General features: G+C 39.4%; 13 protein-coding genes. 11 read left to right on the top strand and 2 right to left on the bottom strand.

From position 1 onward, the window contains the following. Positions 1-60 precede the first annotated feature (60 nt). On the bottom strand, positions 61-666 hold the full coding sequence (locus E7276_RS11925; protein ID WP_294217902.1) for a transglutaminase domain-containing protein: 606 nt from the start codon (positions 664-666) through the stop codon (positions 61-63). Between the two features lie 561 nt (positions 667-1227). On the opposite strand from E7276_RS11925, the gene E7276_RS11920 reads away from it, so the two are divergent. The 10 genes from E7276_RS11920 to E7276_RS11875 all read left to right on the top strand — a co-directional run bounded on the left by E7276_RS11920 (position 1228) and on the right by E7276_RS11875 (position 14179). Continuing rightward, positions 1228-3594, top strand: coding sequence for a transporter substrate-binding domain-containing protein (locus tag E7276_RS11920; protein WP_294217899.1), 2367 nt, complete (start codon positions 1228-1230; stop codon positions 3592-3594). 185 nt (positions 3595-3779) lie between these two features. Next, complete coding sequence (gene hypB, locus E7276_RS11915) at positions 3780-4448, top strand: hydrogenase nickel incorporation protein HypB (protein ID WP_294217896.1); 669 nt, start codon at positions 3780-3782, stop codon at positions 4446-4448. Between the two features lie 60 nt (positions 4449-4508). Then, positions 4509-7295, top strand: coding sequence for an FAD-dependent oxidoreductase (locus E7276_RS11910; protein ID WP_294217895.1), 2787 nt, complete (start codon positions 4509-4511; stop codon positions 7293-7295). A 168-nt stretch (positions 7296-7463) separates the two neighbouring features. Then, positions 7464-8456, top strand: coding sequence for an alpha/beta hydrolase (locus E7276_RS11905; RefSeq protein WP_294217892.1), 993 nt, complete (start codon positions 7464-7466; stop codon positions 8454-8456). A gap of 117 nt (positions 8457-8573) precedes the next feature. Beyond that, on the top strand, positions 8574-9392 hold the full coding sequence (locus E7276_RS11900) for a transporter substrate-binding domain-containing protein (RefSeq protein ID WP_294217890.1): 819 nt from the start codon (positions 8574-8576) through the stop codon (positions 9390-9392). Positions 9393-9403: 11 nt separating this feature from the next. Further along, a complete protein-coding gene (locus E7276_RS11895) occupies positions 9404-10060 on the top strand; it encodes an amino acid ABC transporter permease (protein ID WP_294217887.1) in 657 nt (218 codons plus the stop codon). Positions 10061-10072: 12 nt separating this feature from the next. Continuing rightward, positions 10073-10825, top strand: a complete 753-nt coding sequence (locus E7276_RS11890; protein WP_294217884.1) for an amino acid ABC transporter ATP-binding protein — start codon at positions 10073-10075, stop codon at positions 10823-10825. A 25-nt stretch (positions 10826-10850) separates the two neighbouring features. Next, complete coding sequence (locus tag E7276_RS11885) at positions 10851-12365, top strand: sodium/proline symporter (protein ID WP_294217881.1); 1515 nt, start codon at positions 10851-10853, stop codon at positions 12363-12365. 181 nt (positions 12366-12546) lie between these two features. After that, complete coding sequence (locus E7276_RS11880) at positions 12547-13809, top strand: hypothetical protein (protein ID WP_294217878.1); 1263 nt, start codon at positions 12547-12549, stop codon at positions 13807-13809. Then, positions 13793-14179 (top strand): hypothetical protein, encoded by a 387-nt coding sequence (locus tag E7276_RS11875; protein WP_294217875.1) that lies wholly within the window; start codon positions 13793-13795, stop codon positions 14177-14179. The genes E7276_RS11880 and E7276_RS11875 overlap by 17 nt, the downstream gene beginning before the upstream one ends. A gap of 106 nt (positions 14180-14285) precedes the next feature. Here E7276_RS11875 and guaB read toward each other — a convergent pair whose 3' ends face one another. Next, positions 14286-15743 (bottom strand): IMP dehydrogenase, encoded by a 1458-nt coding sequence (gene guaB / locus E7276_RS11870; protein ID WP_294217872.1) that lies wholly within the window; start codon positions 15741-15743, stop codon positions 14286-14288. A gap of 351 nt (positions 15744-16094) precedes the next feature. Between guaB and nifJ the strand changes: the two genes are divergently transcribed. Next, positions 16095-18358 (top strand): pyruvate:ferredoxin (flavodoxin) oxidoreductase (nifJ, locus tag E7276_RS11865; RefSeq protein WP_294217868.1); only part of this gene is annotated, 2264 nt, incomplete at its 3' end.

The following is an 18358-nucleotide window of genomic DNA, read 5'->3' as shown; positions in this document are numbered from 1 at the left end:
GCATTTTAGCTGAGCGGAGTGAGATGTCAGGATTGAGAGCGTAACGAACGTGATATTTAATTAGTCTACGCAGCTTACAAGCTGTGATGATAACGCTGACCTAGAATGATCGAGAGAGAATTCTAGGTCATTTTTGTTGAAGTAATAGTATGAATTATAGCCTAGTGTTTCGCTGAGGCAATCATCCCAGGTTAAATCTACATTGTAGTATTTGCCATCGATTTGCACGATGTTCCATGCATGATTTTGACCTCTGGATGTTCCCGTGACATAGTAGCAAGGAATGCCTGATTGAAGGCAAGCAATCTGAAAGGCTCTTGCATAACCTGCACATACTGAAGAGCCAGAGGTCAGTGCAGAATAAGCACTCTGATTCATGGCGCTACATTCATTGTAGGTGTTCATAGAGCATATTTTGTCGTATATATATTTTTCTCTGTCCACTGCTGATGAGTATGCAGCAGCTTCTGAAACAATTGTTTTTACTGCATTCTCATAGGACGCCTGCACATTTGTAAAATCAGATTCACTGATTCCAAAATTAAGTTGGATTTTGTGAACCACATTATTTGAATCCACTGCGTATTTATATGCGGTATTCACCCAAAACAGCTCTGGATGATCGTTGAAAAGCGCATTCATAGTGTCTTCCAAATCTGATTCCAAAAGAGGTTCTTCTAATCTAAATAGAGATGAATTGTAATCCAAAATAGCGGAATAAACTTGATTATAAACAGCTATTTCTTGGGCACTTAATAGATTTTTATAGGCGCACAAAGTGTTTGAATAGCTTTCGCTGGCTTGGACCACTATAGACATAGGGGAATAAAGCACTAGGAGAGCTAGTACTAGCGAACATATTATTCTTTTCTCTTTTAAAAGTTTAACCAATTTTTTCATGGTTTAATTTTAAAAATTAAATGTGTATAAATTCTTAAAATGTGCCTTGTTCATAAATAATTCACAATTAGAATTGTAGTAAATTGTGCATACAAAATAAGAAAATGTCAATTAATATACTCATATGTGGCATAATATTGTCTAATGATAGAATATATAGTGATTTGAAGTGGGTTTTGATTGACAATAATTTTCAAGAAATAGTATATTATAGAGAAGGAAACTGATTTTTAAAATTTAGTTTGCAGCTGTAAAATAATCCACACTAATTAAAATTTGAGAGTAAATTATTGTGTTGGATTTTAAATAGTAAACAGGAGAGAATTGATGGGGAGAAACATTCTAAATTATAACAAAAAGTTCAAACTTATTTGCATATTACTAGTGGGTCTTGTTATATCATTATTTCAGGATCCACTTTTTTCTAGTGCGGCTGATTCACAGCGGAAAACCGTCAAAGTTGGATATTACGAAAATGGGATTTTTGAACGCGGTGCCGCCGAAGGGGAGATAAAAACTGGATATGCATATGATTATTACCTCAAGCTATCTGAGTACACAGGATGGAAATATGAGTATGTATATGGCAGTTTTGCTGATTTGTACCAAATGCTTGTTGATGGTGAGATAGATCTTTTGGCCGGCCTAGCTTACAAAGAAGACCGCGCAGAGCTTATCAGCTATCCAGATATAGCTATGGGTAGTACCATTTATAATTTGGTGAAATTGGATGACAATTACGAGATTACTTCGGAAATATCATCAATTAGCGGACATACTATCGGAGTTCTTGATAGTGCAGTAGCTGATTCTCTTGAGAATTATTTGAGCGAACATGATATTAGAGCCACGGTTATTCGATATGATGATTCCGGCGAATTGTTCGATGCTTTTGATGCAAAGGAAATCGACTTACTTGCTGCCGAGGGTGAGGGAACTGACAGTCGTAGTAATTATCAGGTATTAGTGACCTTTGGACAGAGTGATTTCTATCTTGCTGTAAATAAAGAAAGACAGGATCTTTTAGATGAATTAAATGAAGCACAGATTAGTTTATATTCTAATGAACCTTACTTTGTAAATGATTTGCGTACAAATTATTATGCCTCAAGTGTTTCTGCAAAGGCATTGACTGCAGATGAAATTCAGTGGCTTAGTGAACATGATTCAGTTACAGTAGGTTATCTAAACAATTATTTGCCATATTGCGGCAATGATGAGGATGGCAAAACTACAGGAATTATCAAAGAACTGATTCCAGCGATTTTCAGTGCGATTGATGTTGAAAATATTAATATTAACTATGTAGGATATGACAGCTATGATGACGTAATTGCTGCCATTAATAATGGTGAGATAGATATTGCATTTCCAGTTGGTGGTGGAGTTTATTATTCAGAACAAAATGAAATTTATCAAAGCAGTCCATTTATATCAGCAAGGTCGGATTTGATTTTTGAAAAAGTAGTAGTTAATCCTGATAATGCTACATTTGCAGTAAACGGTAACAATAGTTTACAAATCTACTATATAAAATCAAAATATCCAAATGCAAAAATAGTTGAATATGCCGATATGGATGAGTGCTTAAAAGCTGTTTTGAATAAAGAGGTGGATTGCACCACATTAAACGGCCTGCGCGCTAATGAAATTCTTAGAAATTCCAAATACAAAAAGCTTTCTATTAGGCAGCTTTCTGATGGAACAGATGGATGCTTGGGAGTTAGCTATGGCGATATGGGACTTCTTAGATTGATTAATAGAGGAATTCGTGTATTAGGCCCAGATTACGCAGAAAACATAGCTTATAAATATACAAAGGGCTTGTATACCTATTCCTTTGCAGACTGGGTTAACGACAATTTGGTTGCTTTCCTAGTGATAATAATCGTATTTGTCCTTTCAGTTATTATTCTACTGACTGTTCAAATCAGGAATTTGAAGTTAAGCATAGCAGTACTTTCAAATGCTAATAAAAATCAAATCATGTTTATTGATAGTATTTCAAATATTATCAAGGAGCCAATTGATAAGATAGTAGGTATTTCTGATATGGCTATGCAGGTATCAGATGACGAGATACTTTTAAAGGATAGTCTCGAATCTATTCATGATTCTAGTAGTCATATGTTGTCTGTCATTGACGATATGGTTGCGATGAGCTTGTTAAAACAGAAAAAGGTTACATTAGAGCATGACAAAATTAACATCATCGATTTTGTTAATGAGCTTGATAAGACCATGTCTAAAAAGGCAGAAGAAAAGAATATTTCCTTGAAGGTTGAAATGAAGGAATTATTAAATAAGGACCTTATTGTAGACGAGGCAAGATTGCAGCAGGCACTTGTAAATCTTCTTAACAATGCAATCGAATATACTGCAGAGGGTGGCCACGTAAATCTTACAGTTGAGCAAAAGCCTTCTAAGATATTTAACATTGCCAAATATGAATTTACTATAAAAGATGATGGAATAGGAATGAGTGATGGATTCCAAGCTATTGCCCTTGAACCTTTTACCAAAGAAGATGTTTCTCCAGAAGGATTATTAAAGGGCTCTGGTTTAGGATTGGCTATCTCTAGAAATATAATTGAACTAATGGGTGGTAAAATTTCCCTTAGCTCAAAAAAGAATCATGGCACAACTGTATTGGTAAAAGTTAATTTCAATATTAATTATAATTCTACAAAATAAATAATACACACGTGTGGCAGTACGTCGCTTTGTACTAGATTTCATACGACTTCCGAGGTGTGTTCTAATTGACAAATTTTTATCAATTAGAGTATATTATTATCAAGGAAACTAATCTTCTTGGTTAGAGTTTACTAACGTAAGCGACCAACAACAGATGTGTAATGACACTGATGGGAGGATATATGTTGGACTACAAAATAATCGAAGTAAAGCAGAGCATTTTTGAAGACAATGATGCTGATGCTAATCGACTCCGAGAGGAGCTAAAGGCGCAGAATACAGTACTTATTAATCTGATGTCCGCTCCAGGCTCGGGAAAGACCACCACCTTATGCCAAACAATCGCTAGACTTAAGGATTCGATTCGAATTGGTGTAATGGAGGCTGATATTGATTCTGATGTAGATGCCGCTACTATTACAGAGGCTGGTGCACCTGCAATTCAGATACATACAGGAGGCATGTGCCACCTTGATGCTGACATGACTCGCCAGGGACTGCATGAGTTAGGCACTGAGGATTTGGACTTAGTTTTCCTTGAAAATGTTGGCAATTTGGTTTGCCCAGCAGAATTTGATACCGGTTCATCAAAGAATGCAATGATTCTCTCTGTTCCAGAGGGAGACGACAAACCATTCAAATATCCACTGATGTTTTCAGTTTGTGATGTTGTTCTTGTCAACAAATGCGACACACTTCCGGTATTTACAGAGTTTTCAAAAGAGCGAGTTGTTCAGAGAATTCACGAATTAAACCCTAATGCAAAGGTAATCTTTGTATCTGCAAAAACTGGCCAGGGTTTTGATGAGTGGACTGATTGGTTGAGGGGCCTAGTTGAACAACATCAGTAGAGTCTTTTTTGAGGGTAGTATTTTTAATTAATTGAGGAATTAAAGGAGGAAATAACTAATATGGGAATTGGACCAGATCGTTTAGGTGATTTTTATCCAGACTGGGTTAAGGATTTAAAGGACGAAGATATCCGTCCAGAGATTCTTAAGCTTGGAAAAGTCATCACTGACCGTGCTAAAATCAAGCTTGGTCTTCAGAAGATTACAAAGTATGACCCAGAGTACTGGGCAGTTGCAAATCTTGCACCAACAAAAGAAATCGCAGAGCTTGCACTTTCTATGGGTGGCATCAGAAAGCCAAAAACTTTTGAGCAGCTTCTTGCAATCACAGGACTTGACGAAAAGACTCTTTCAGAGAGACTTGAGCAGGCTAGCTACACAGGACTTATTGAGTGGAATTATGAGAATGCTGCTCATGAGAAACAGTGGGTACTTCCAATGTTCGTACCAGGTTCAGCAGAGTTCTCTAACATGAATCAGGATTTCCTTAACGAGCATCCTGAAATGGGACGTTTCTTCGAGCGTATGAGCCGTCTTCCACTTGAGGGACTTACACACATGGTACCACCAGGAGGCGCTGGTATCGGTATGCACGTTATCCCTGTAGAAGAAGCTATCGGCATGGAGCAACAGGCTATCAACCTTGAAAAGATTTCTTACTGGCTTGATAAATACGAAGGCAAATACGCTAAATCACCATGTTCTTGTCGTCTTTCTAGAAAGACATATGATGAGGGCTGTGCTGATGATCCAGAAGGATGGTGTATTGCTGTAGGTGATATGGCTGACTATGTTGTTGAGACAAACAAGGGCGGCGAATATATCACACGTGAAGAAGCTCTTGCTATCTTCAAGCAGGCTGAGGACAACGGTTTTGTTCACCAGATTACTAATATTGACGGCGAAAACAAGATTTTTGCTATCTGTAACTGTAATGTAAATGTATGTTATGCACTTCGTACATCACAGTTATTTAATACACCAAATATGTCACGTTCTGCATACGTTGCTCATGTTACAGCAGAGGACTGCGTAGCTTGTGGTAAGTGCGTAGAGAATTGTCCAGCAGGTGCTGTAAAGCTCGGACAGAAGCTTTGCAAGGCTGATGGCTCTCAGGTTCAGTATCCAAAGCATGTTCTTCCTACAGAGAAGAAGTGGTCTACTGACGAGTGGGATGATGACTACAGAGATAATAATAGAATTAACTGCTATGAGACAGGTACAGCTCCTTGTAAGACAGCTTGTCCAGCTCATATTGCTATTCAGGGATACCTTCGTATGGCAGCTCAGGGTCGTTACAAAGAAGCTCTTGCTCTTATCAAGCAGGATAATCCACTTCCAGCAATCTGCGGTCGTGTATGTAACAGACGTTGTGAGGCAGCTTGTACACGTGGCACAATCGATGAGGCTATCGCTATCGATGAGGTAAAGAGATTCCTTGCTGAAATGGATCTCAAGGCTGAGACACGTTACATCCCTAAGAAAATTGTTCCTTCACAGAAGGGTGAATTTACAGAAAAGGTTGCTATTGTAGGTGCAGGTCCTGCAGGTCTTTCATGTGCTTATTACTTGGCACTTAAGGGTTACAAGCCTACAATCTTTGAAAAGAGCAACTATCCAGGTGGTATGCTCCGTTATGGTATTCCATCATTTGTTCTTGAAAACAACGTTATCGACGCAGAAATCGACATCATCAAGGAGCTTGGTGTAGAGATTAAGTGCGGCGTTGAGGTTGGTAAGGACATCACTCTTGATGAGTTACGTAGCCAGGGCTACAAGGCATTCTACGTAGCAATCGGTTGTCAGGGTGGTAACAAGCCAGGTGTTCCAGGTGATGATGCTATTGGTACAGCTACAGCTGTTGATTTCTTGCACGAGTGTTCAGAGAATGAAGCTTATGACATCAAGGGAGACCTTGTTGTTATCGGTGGTGGTAATGTTGCTATCGATGTCGCACGTTCTGCTAGACGTGTTGGTAATGAAAAGGTTTCTATGTTCTGTCTTGAGAGCAGAGATATCATGCCAGCATCTCCAGAAGAGATCGAAATCGTAGAGGCTGAGGGTGTAGAGCTCAACTGCGGTTGGGGTCCAAAGGAAGTTCTCGTTGATGAGGCTGGTGCTGTTAAGGGTATCGTTCTCAAGAAATGTACTCGTGTTAAGGATGAGACAGGTCGTTTCTCTCCACAGTACGATGAGAATGACCTGGTCACAGTAGAGTGCAAGCACGTTATCTTCTCAGTAGGACAGCGTAGTGTATACGGCGACCTCTTCAAGGGTTCAAAGGTTGTTATCGAGCGCGGACCAAAGGCTGATGCTCTTACATACCAGACAGACGAGCCAGACATCTTTGTTGGAGGTGATATGTACACAGGACCTAAGTTCGCAATCGACGCAATTGCAGCTGGTCGTGAGGGTGCAATCTCTATCCATAGATTTGTTCAGCCACACAGCTCACTTACAATCGGACGTAATCGTCGTGATTTCATCGAGCTTAACAAGGATGACCTTCGTATTGATGATTATGATCACAGCCCACGTCAGATCCCTGGCGTATCAAAGACTACTGTTGACGGAGAGCTTACATTCCGTGACAAGACTGTAGAGCTTACAGAGGAGCAGATCAAGAAGGAGACAGCTAGATGTCTCAAGTGTGGTGCTTCTGTAGTTGATGAGAATAAGTGTATCGGCTGTGGTGTATGTACAACTAAGTGTGAGTTTGATGCTATTAAGCTTTACCGCGAGCATCCAGAGTGTTCAAAGATGACTCCATCTGAGGACAAGCTCAAGTATGTACTTCCATACGGATTCAAGCAGCGCGTCAAGGTTACATTCAAAGGCAAGCGCTAAACGTAATAAATAAATACTGCATAATATATAAAATATGTGGTAGAATAAAGCCTGCTGGGTAGTTATCAAGCTCTTGGCGTTACTTTCTGAGACATTTTAGTCGAAGAAAGCAATGTCCAAGGCTTGAGAGCGTAACCCAGCGGGCATTTTGCTATTTTGGAGGATGATATGCATTTTTATTTATTTGCGGAGGGCTGCGCCGAAGCCATTCGTACTATAATTCTGGTTTATTTTATTTTGACCTTCGTATTTACGGTTTATTCCTTGGCTAGAATGTTTTATATTGCCCACATTTCAAATGATGTTAAGGGCGGACGCGCCAGAGTAAAAGAACTCAGACGCAAAGGCAAATTTATTCAGATGCCAGTTTACTCGATGGAAGAGTTGGCACAGGAGAAACATAAAAGGGATGTAAGACTAATGTTTTTCCCAGCAGATGAACCTAGAGACAAGCGATTCGCTATGGTTCTTCCTGGTGGCGGCTATGCCCATGTATGTACTAGAGAAGAAGGATACCCAGTTGCTGCAGAGCTTAACAAAAAGGGAATCAATGCTTTTGTTTTAGAGTATAGAACAGGAAGAGAATGTGCTCCTTTTGCTCCTATGGAGGATTTGGGTATGGCTCTTCGTTTGATTCAGGAAAACTGCGATAAATTTGGAATCACAATGGAAAACTACAGCTTGATTGGATTCTCAGCAGGTGGAAATGTTGCTGGTATTTTTTCTAGCCACAAATTTGGATATCTCGATTATCAGGTTCCAAAACCAGGAGCTTTAATTCTTGGGTACCCATGGACTTGTGTAAATGATTGGCTCCATCATCCATACTGGAATATTTGGATCGGACTGCTCGGAATATGGCTTAGCAATAGAGGCAGTATTCATATGTTCGGTATCAGAAAACATAGAAAGGGCAAGAAGCTTTTGGATGTTCAGCAGTATATCGAGGCTGACTATCCAAGGACATTCATGTATTCAGGCAGCTGGGATGTATTAGTTCCTGCTAGTAGACATGCTGATGTGTTTGATGCAGCCCTTACTCAAAACAATGTTGAGCACAAATACGAAAAGTATTTTGGAGTTCCTCATGGTATTGGTCTTGGAAAGAGAACCAAGGCTCACAATTGGCTTTCAGAGGCGATTGAGTTTTGGGATAAATAATATTAAAAAAAAACTACAGGTAACTGTAGTTTTTTATTTACAAAAACAATTTAGTGTGATAAAGTACTAAAGTATAAAACGGAATTTTAATTTTCAATTTTGTGAGGAGATAGATATATGAAGAAAAAATTATTAGCACAGTTAATGGCGCTTACTATGGCAGCTTCTTTTGTTGCTTGCGGTAGCAATGGGGGACAGAGTGAATCACCAGTTGCTGACAGCTCTACAGAGAGCGACATCGCTTATATTCAGGAGAAGGGTACACTTATCGTAGGTATTACTGATTTTGCACCAATGGACTACAAAGATGAGAGTGGCAATTGGATTGGCTTTGATGCTGATATGGCAGCTGCTGTTGCTGAATCACTTGGCGTTGATGTAGAATTCGTTGAAATTGATTGGGATAACAAAATTCTTGAGCTTGAGAATAAATCAATTGATGTTGTTTGGAATGGTATGACTCTTACACCAGAGGTTACAAATGCTATGGAGACAACAAAGGCATATTGCAACAACGCTCAGGTAGTTGTAGTTAACGCAGAGGATGCTGCAAATGTAAATAGCGTAGATGATGTGGCTGATATGTCATTTGCTGTAGAATCAGGTTCTGCTGGTGAAGAGGCTGCTTCTTCTAACGGATTTGATTATGTGGCAGTTAAAACACAGTCAGATGCAATTATGGAAGTTGCTGCTGGTACATCAGATGCCTGCATAATCGACTTACTTATGGCAGGTGCTATGATTGGAGAGGGAACTAGCTACCCTACATTATCACACACTGTAGAGCTTACAACAGAAGAATACGGTGTTGGTTGCCGAAAGGGTTCAGACTTAGCAGAATACATTAACGACCAGTTCAAAGCACTTTATGATGATGGCACAATGGAAGAGATAGCTAAAAAATATGGTGTACAAGAATCACTTGTTGCACAGTAGGATGGTATAAAATGTTCGGAACAGTTACTTTATCATTGCTTGGGGGTTTCTTAGAAACTCTCAAGCTATTCGCGTTAACACTAGTTTTTTCATTGCCGCTAGGATTAATCATATGCTTTGGATCAATGAATAGAAACATTGTGGTTAGAGGACCCATTCGACTTATTATTTGGGTAGTACGTGGTACACCACTTATGCTTCAGCTTCTCATTATCTTTTATGGTCCTGGAATATTTCTTGGGACAAATATCTGGGGTTCAGGAGAAAGCGGTAGATTCTTAGCAGCACTTGTAGCATTTGTGTTTAATTATGCTTGCTATTTTAGTGAAATATTCAGAGGCGGAATCCAGTCCATTCCTAATGGACAGTATGAAGCGGCTGCAGTTCTTGGTTTAACAAAACGACAGACCTTTTTCAAAATCATTCTTCTGCAGGTAATCAAGCGTATAGTTCCACCGATTTCAAATGAGGTTATTACTCTGGTAAAGGATACTTCTCTTGCCAGAGTTATTGCATTCTATGAAATCATTTGGGAAGGTGAACGCTTTATCAAAAGTGCAGGTATCATTTGGCCGTTATTCTATACCGGCGTGTACTACCTTTTATTCAGTGGACTTCTCACCTTATTATTTGGAAGAATAGAAAAAAAGCTGAATTATTTTAAATAGTAGGATAAAAATATGGCGATATTACGAGTTGCAAATTTAAAGAAAAAGTTTGAAAATACAGAAGTCCTAAAGGGCATAGATTTCACAATGGAAAAGGGCCAGACCCTTTCTATTATTGGTAGCTCAGGCTCAGGTAAAACTACATTGCTTAGATGCCTTAATTTCTTGGAGACGCCAGACGAGGGAATTATAGCAGTAAAGGATGAGCTACTTTTTAATGGGAGGGTAGGACATAAAAAAGGAACAGACTTAAGAGAAAAACGACTTCATTTCGGAATGGTTTTTCAGCAGTTTAACCTTTTTCCACAGTATACTGCTTTAGAAAATGTGGTGCTTGCCCCCAAGCTTGAAAATAATGGTAAAACTGATGAGGAGATAATTGCCGAGGGTAAAATGCTCCTTGAAAAAATGGGATTATCTGATAAGATGGACCTCTACCCACATCAGTTGTCTGGCGGACAGCAGCAGAGAGTTGCTATAGCAAGAGCACTGGCACTAAAGCCCGATATTTTATGCTTTGATGAGCCAACATCTGCTTTGGATCCAGAGCTTACTGGTGAAGTGCTAAAGGTCATTAAGGAATTGGCTCAGCAGCACACAACAATGATTATCGTTACCCATGAAATTGGATTTGCCCATGACGTGTCCGATGAGATAATATTTATGGATGGCGGAGTAATTGCAGAACAGGGCACACCTGCTCAGGTAATTGATAATCCTAAGAACGAACGCACGCGACAATTTTTAGCTAATTATATTGGTTAGCATGGAATAAAGAAAGGGAGCAATAATGAACACAGTCTGTATTGTAATTGCGATTTTAATCTATTTGGCTGCGCTGCTTATAATGGGTGTCAGCTTTGCAAAAGAAAATAACACAGTTGATGACTACTATTTAGGTGGTAGAAAGTTAGGACCATTTGTTACGGCCATGAGTGCTGAGGCATCTGATATGTCATCATGGCTTCTTATGGGATTGCCAGGTATCGCTTATGCCGCAGGTATTTGCGATGTATTCTGGACAGCTCTTGGCCTTGGTATAGGTACCTACCTTAACTGGCTTTTAGTAGCGAAAAGACTTCGTAAGTATTCTGAAAAAAATAACTCAGTAACTGTACCAGATTTCTTTGAGCACAGATTTAGAGATAAGAGCCATACATTAATGGTTATATCTTCAGTAATAATTGTTGTATTTTTCATCCCATATGTAGGCTCAGGCTTTGCGGCATGTGGAAAGCTTTTCTCATCACTATTTGGAATGGATTATACAGTTGCAATGCTTGCATCAGCAGCAGTAATTGTCGGATACACAGCTACAGGTGGTTTTCTTGCTGCATCAACAACAGACTTTGTTCAGTCTATTATCATGACAATTGCACTTATTGCAGTTGTAGCATTTGGACTTCACACTGTTGGAGGTATTGGAACAGTTAGCACATTTAGCATGTCCATTGATGGCTATATCGATTTATTTGGCTTCCACGATTTCGCAACAGGCAGCAGAGTAAGCTATGGCGGAATTATTACTATCGTTTCTACAATGGCATGGGGGCTTGGATACTTTGGTATGCCTCATATTCTTCTTAGATTTATGGCTATTGAAGACCCTAAGAAATTAAAACTCAGCCGTAGAATCTCAACTGTATGGGTATTCATTGCAATGGGAGTTGCAATTTTTATTGGAGTAATGACTAGAACAATGGTACACGCGGGTGTAATCGGAGAGTTAGCTGATTCAGAAAGAGCAATCATTTCAATAGCTCAGACACTTTCAGAAACAGGTATTCCACAGGCTTTTCTTGCAGGAGTTATTCTTGCTGGTATCCTTGCCTGCACAATGTCTACTTGTGATTCACAGATGCTTGCCGCATCATCCTCTGTATCTGAAAACATCATCCATGAAACATTTGGAGTAGAGCTTTCAGAACACATGCAGATGGTACTTGCACGTGTAGTACTTATCGTTATTTCGGCAATTGGAATTTTCATTGCACGTAATCCTGATAGCTCAGTATTTATGATTGTATCCTTCGCATGGGCAGGCTTCGGAGCAGCCTTTGGACCAATCATGTTACTTGCGCTTTTCTGGAAGAGAGCCAACAAATACGGTGCAATAGCCGGAATGCTTGGTGGCGGTGCCATGGTCTTCATCTGGAAGTTCCTTATCAAGCCTTTAGGCGGTGTATTCGGAATCTACGAATTGCTTCCAGGCTTCATTGTAGCCCTTGTGCTTTGCGTAGTAGTCAGCCTACTTACACCAGCTCCAGAGCAAGAGATAATCGATGAATTTGAATCTATAAAATAATATATTTATATCAATTATACTTGGAAAAAGACTATTTCTGTCGTTTTCCAAGTATTTTTTTATCTATTTAAGCACACAGAAGTATTGTGTATATATCGATTATATATTAAAATAATCCCGTATAGGTAGCGTTAAGCTACTGATGTAAAATGTTATAATGATATATTAGGGAGAACGGAAAATGTATAAGAATGAATTATTTTTAGATAATGCACAATTTACTAATATTGTGAATGCAATAGAGGCTAAAGCATCCGACTTAGTTTTCGATGAGACTCCGTTATCTATGAAAAAAGAAATTGTAGGAACTGAATGTATGATGACACTTTTTGAAGGTACTGAGTCAATGATAAAGTTGACAAAAGATTATAGACCTTTCGTATGCGATTCGTTGGTGCCATACATGAGAAAGATGCAAAAGTCTTTTAATATATCAGCTGATTATGTAACAAAATCTTTGAGTCTAAATTGTACATGTTATTCGAATCAACACAATTCTTCAGGGAATAAATCATCGGTTACACCTTCAGTTCAAATGTTTATGGATCAGTATGGCTATACAAAAGAAGAAGCCGAATTAATAGTGAAAACTATTGATTTGTTAAATACATATTGTGAGTGTGCTTTCGATAATAAATATGCTCGAATAGCCTTTACATATGGAGTTTTATCATCATTGTGTATAAACTACGATGCTAAAAGATGGAGGTTAACAACGGGACAACCATTTGAATCAGTCTCTATATTTTATTTGAGAATGCTAGGTTTATCAGAACAAGAAGTTACTGATTTACAAGTTTTACTGAATTTACAACATGCAGATTTTACTTATGATAAATTAAGAGAAGAAGGAATTGATATTGATAATTCTTCATTTAAAGATGAAACATATACAAAGATAAAAGAAAGGGCTAAAGATAAGAATAATGATTTCGCGCATTCGATAGTTCAAATTGCAGCATTTGCCCATGGAGATAATATGTATGAAGAACATATTATAGATTTAGGGAGATGGGCAGTTGATTTGTTTAACTCACCGATAAATTCAAACTTCAGTTTTTCATATACTGATTTTGAAATTAGTTTCAAGGGAGATATAGATTCTGGAAGATATTCTGAATCAGATTTTCAGTCTGACATAGATGCTATAAATATCTATCATAGAATGGTAGAAAATGATGATATAGGATTAGATGTTTTCTCAGAATATTATAGCGATGTTGAAAATGATAGTAAACAACGTGCAATAGAGTTCTTTGAGATAATGGGTAATGGATATGCTGATATAGGTATTCTGAATACAGCGGAAGTTATCGAAAAGGAAACTTATGGGAGTGAATATATTCAACAGGGAAATGATACAGATGTTGAAAAAGCTAAGAGCATTTTTATACAATGGATTTTGTCTATTTATGAGGGGGTTGATTATGAATTTCCAAATTAGAAAAACTATATATTGGGGTTTTGTTATTTGTGTGTTAGTTACAATTCTTTTGGGGTGTGGAAATAACGAAAGTGTTCAACAAGAGTTCTCTGTAGAAAAATGGCAAAAGGCTTCCAATGAAGATAGATATCTTATGATTGAGGATTTGCAGGAAAAATATGAGTTGCTTGGAATGACGGATGATCAAATCAAAGAATTACTAGGTGAGCAGAGTTTGACATATGATCCAGATAAAGATGGTGATAATGGTAATTATTATCTTGGATATGATATTAGGTATGACGAGTTTGAAGGGGATGAAGTATTACTAATTAAATTTGAAGATTATAAAGTTATTGCTGTTGAAAAAGAGTATCTAAGTAATTTATAAGAATGTAAAATAAGCTCCATGTACATCTCAAAGCCCTAAAATTATTCGGTGAGTAATTTTTAGAGATTTGAGAATATAACATGGAGCTTTATTATGTCATATCTAATTAGCCGTCTACTGAGTAGTTTGGAGCTTCTTTTGTGATGTGAATATCATGTGGGTGAGACTCCTTGAGGGAAGCAGCGGAAATCTTAACGAACTTGCCACGCTCCTGAAGCTCTGGGATAGTAGGGCAACCACAGTAACCCATACCTGAACGGATACCACCAACGAGCTGGAAGATAACGTCCTCAAGAGAACCCTTGTATGCAACACGTCCTTCAACACCCTCTGGAACAAGCTTCTTAGCACCTTCCTGGAAGTAACGGTCCTTAGAACCATTCTCCATAGCAGCGAGAGATCCCATACCACGGTAAACCTTGTATTTACGACCCTGGAAGAGTTCGAATGAACCAGGAGCTTCGTCACAACCTGCAAACATTGAACCCATCATACATACTGAACCACCAGCAGCAAGAGCCTTTGTCATATCGCCTGAGTACTTGATACCACCATCAGCGATGATTGGAATACCATATTCCTTAGCTACAGCGTAGCAATCCATGATTGCAGAAATCTGAGGAACACCGATACCTGCAACGACACGTGTTGTACAGATAGAACCAGGTCCGATACCAACCTTTACAGCGTCAGCCCCTGCTTCGATAAGTGCTCTAGTAGCCTCGCCTGTAGCGATGTTACCAGCAACAACCTGAAGATCAGGGTAAGCAGCCTTAACCTTTTTAACTGCCTCAATGATGTTCTTTGAATGACCGTGAGCTGAGTCCATAACGATAACGTCAACCTGTGCGTTAACTAAAGCCTCAACACGCTCCATCATATTTCCTGTGATACCAACACCGGCACCGCAGAGAAGACGACCCTGGTCATCCTTAGCAGCGTTAGGATATTTGATTTGCTTTTCAATATCTTTGATTGTGATAAGTCCCTTGAGTTTGAAATTATCATCAACAATAGGAAGCTTTTCTTTGCGAGACTTAGCAAGGATAGCCTTTGCTTCCTCTAAAGAAATACCTTCTTTTGCAGTGATGAGTCCTTCTGAAGTCATAGACTCGCTGATTTTCTTTGTGAAATCTGTTTCGAATTTGAGGTCACGATTTGTAATGATTCCAATGAGTGTACCATCTTCTTTTGTAATAGGTACACCTGAGATTCTGAACTTGCCCATAAGCTCGTTAGCTTCTGCAAGTGTGTTGTCTGGTCCAAGGAAGAATGGGTCAGTGATAACGCCATTTTCTGAACGCTTTACTTTATCAACTTCTTCAGCCTGTGCTTCAACAGACATATTCTTGTGAATAATACCGATACCACCCTGACGTGCCATAGCGATTGCCATGCGGGATTCTGTAACAGTATCCATTGCAGCACTCATCATAGGAATGTTAAGTTTAATTTTTTTAGTAAGATTTGTGTGAAGATCAATAAGATTTGGAGTTACTTCCGAATACTGAGGAACCAGTAAGACGTCGTCGAAAGTAATACCATCACCGATAATCGATGCCATAACGTAACCTCTCTTTCTTTAATTGACTGTAAATTTTTTAAAATTATATTTAACAAAGTGACAGTTGTCAATGAAAGTTTCTTATTAAAAGTGCTGATTTTTTTATGCGTTTTTGCATGTTTTTCTACATGTAATTCACGGAAAGACATATGTCCGTGTGGATAGAATAGTATGTCCAAATTGTTAAAAAATTATTTTGTACTCCAAAATGAACAGAAATGGGGTTTAGTTTTATTGAATTTTTTTCTCAATAGTTCTATTATAAAATCACGACATTATGGGAACGGGAGCCGGTTTTTCTCCCATTTCCTAGTAACTATAAATGTCCTATTTAATAAGGAGGAATTAGAAATGCCAAGAGCAAAACAGTCTATGGATGGAAACCAGGCTGCAGCACACGTAGCTTACGCGTTTACAGATGTTGCTGCAATTTATCCTATTACACCATCCAGCCCAATGGCCGATTTCGTTGACCAGTGGTCAGCAGCAGGCCTTGAAAATATTTTCGGAAATCAGGTAAAGGTTGTAGAGATGGAGTCTGAGGCAGGTGCTGCAGGTGCCGTTCACGGTTCACTTGGTGCAGGTGCACTCACAACTACATTCACAGCTTCACAGGGTCTTCTTCTTATGATCCCTAATATGTACAAGATCGCTGCAGAGCAGCTTCCTTGTGTATTTGATGTATCAGCTCGTACAGTTGCTACACAGTCACTTAACATCTTTGGTGATCACTCAGATGTATATGCTTGTCGTCAGACAGGTTTCGCTATGTTATGTGAGACAAATCCACAGGAAGTAATGGATCTCGCTCCTGTAGCTCACCTTGCAGCTATCGAGGGTAAGGTTCCTGTACTTAACTTCTTCGACGGATTCCGTACATCACACGAAATCCAGAAGATTGAGAAGTGGGATTATGCAGATCTCAAAGAGATGGTTAACATGGATGCTATCAACGAGTTCAGAGCTCGTGCACTTAATCCAGAGCATCCTACAATGCGTGGTTCACACGAAAACGGTGACGTTTTCTTCCAGCATAGAGAAGCTTGCAATACATATTATGATAACTTCCCAGCAGTTGTTCAGAAGTATATGGACAAGGTAAATGCAAAGCTTGGTACAGATTACAAGCTTTTCAACTACTATGGTGCTGCTGATGCAGATAGAATCATCATCGCTATGGGTTCTATCAACGACGTTGCAGAAGAGGTTATTGATTACCTCAACGCACACGGCGAGAAGGTTGGTGTACTTAAGGTACGTCTTTACAGACCATGGTCTTCAGAGGCATTCCTTTCAGCACTTCCTAAGACAGTTAAGAAGATCGCTATCCTTGATAGAACAAAGGAGCCAGGTGCTCTTGCTGATCCTCTTTACCTTGATGTTGCTACAACACTTCGTGAAGCAGGTCTTAACGACATCACTATCTGCGGTGGTAGATATGGTCTTGGATCAAAGGATACTCCTCCTTCATCAGTATTCGCTGTATACAAGGAACTTGAGAAGGACGCTCCAAAGTCTAGATTTACAATCGGTATCGTTGATGACGTTACAAACCTTTCACTTCCAGAGGTTAAGCCAGCTCCTATTACATCAGCTCCTGGTACAAAGGAGTGCAAGTTCTGGGGTCTCGGTGGTGACGGTACTGTAGGTGCTAACAAGAACTCTACAAAGATCATCGGTGATCACACAGATAAGTACATCCAGGCATACTTCCAGTATGATTCAAAGAAGACTGGTGGTGTTACAATTTCTCACTTGAGATTTGGTGACAACCCAATCAAGTCTCCTTACTATATTAACCAGGCTGACTTCGTAGCTTGCCACAACCCTGCATACGTTACACAGGGCATGAAGATGGTTCAGGATGTTAAGCCAGGCGGAGTATTCATGATCAACTGCCAGTGGTCAGACGAAGAGCTCGAAGAGAAGCTCAACGCTGAGGCAAAGAAGTACATCGCTGACAACAACATCCAGCTTTACACAATCAACGCTATCGACAAGGCTATCGAGATTGGTATGGGTAAGAGAACAAACACAATCCTTCAGTCAGCTTTCTTCAAGCTTGCTGATGTAATGCCTATCGATCAGGCTGTTGAGTACATGAAGGCAGCTGCTAAGAAGTCATACGGCAAGAAGGGTGACGATGTTGTTCAGATGAACTACAACGCTATCGACGCTGGTGTTGATGCTGTACATAAGGTAAATGTTCCAGATTCATGGAAGAACCCAACTCCAGATGCTGCTAAGCCAGCACTTGAGGGTCGTCCAGAGGTTGTTAAGATGGTTAAGAACCTCCTTGAGCCTATCTCAAAGATGGATGGAGATTCACTTCCAGTATCTGCATTCTCAGAGAATCCAAACGGACAGTTCGAGCTTGGTGCTGCTGCTTACGAGAAGCGTGGTACGGCTGTAACAGTTCCTACATGGGATCCAGAGAAGTGTATCCAGTGTAACCAGTGTGCATTCGTATGTTCACACGCTACAATCCGTCCTTACATGCTTTCAGAGGATGAGGTTAAGGCAGCTCCAGCAAACATTAAGCTTGCTGATACAAAGCCAAAGGCTTCTGAGTACAAGTACACAATGTCTGTATCTCCACTTGACTGTATGGGATG

The organism is Pseudobutyrivibrio sp. (assembly GCF_015057185.1).
Taxonomy (GTDB): domain Bacteria; phylum Bacillota; class Clostridia; order Lachnospirales; family Lachnospiraceae; genus Pseudobutyrivibrio.
Note: the sequence above shows the minus strand (reverse complement) of the source record. Positions and strands in the feature narration are given on the sequence as shown.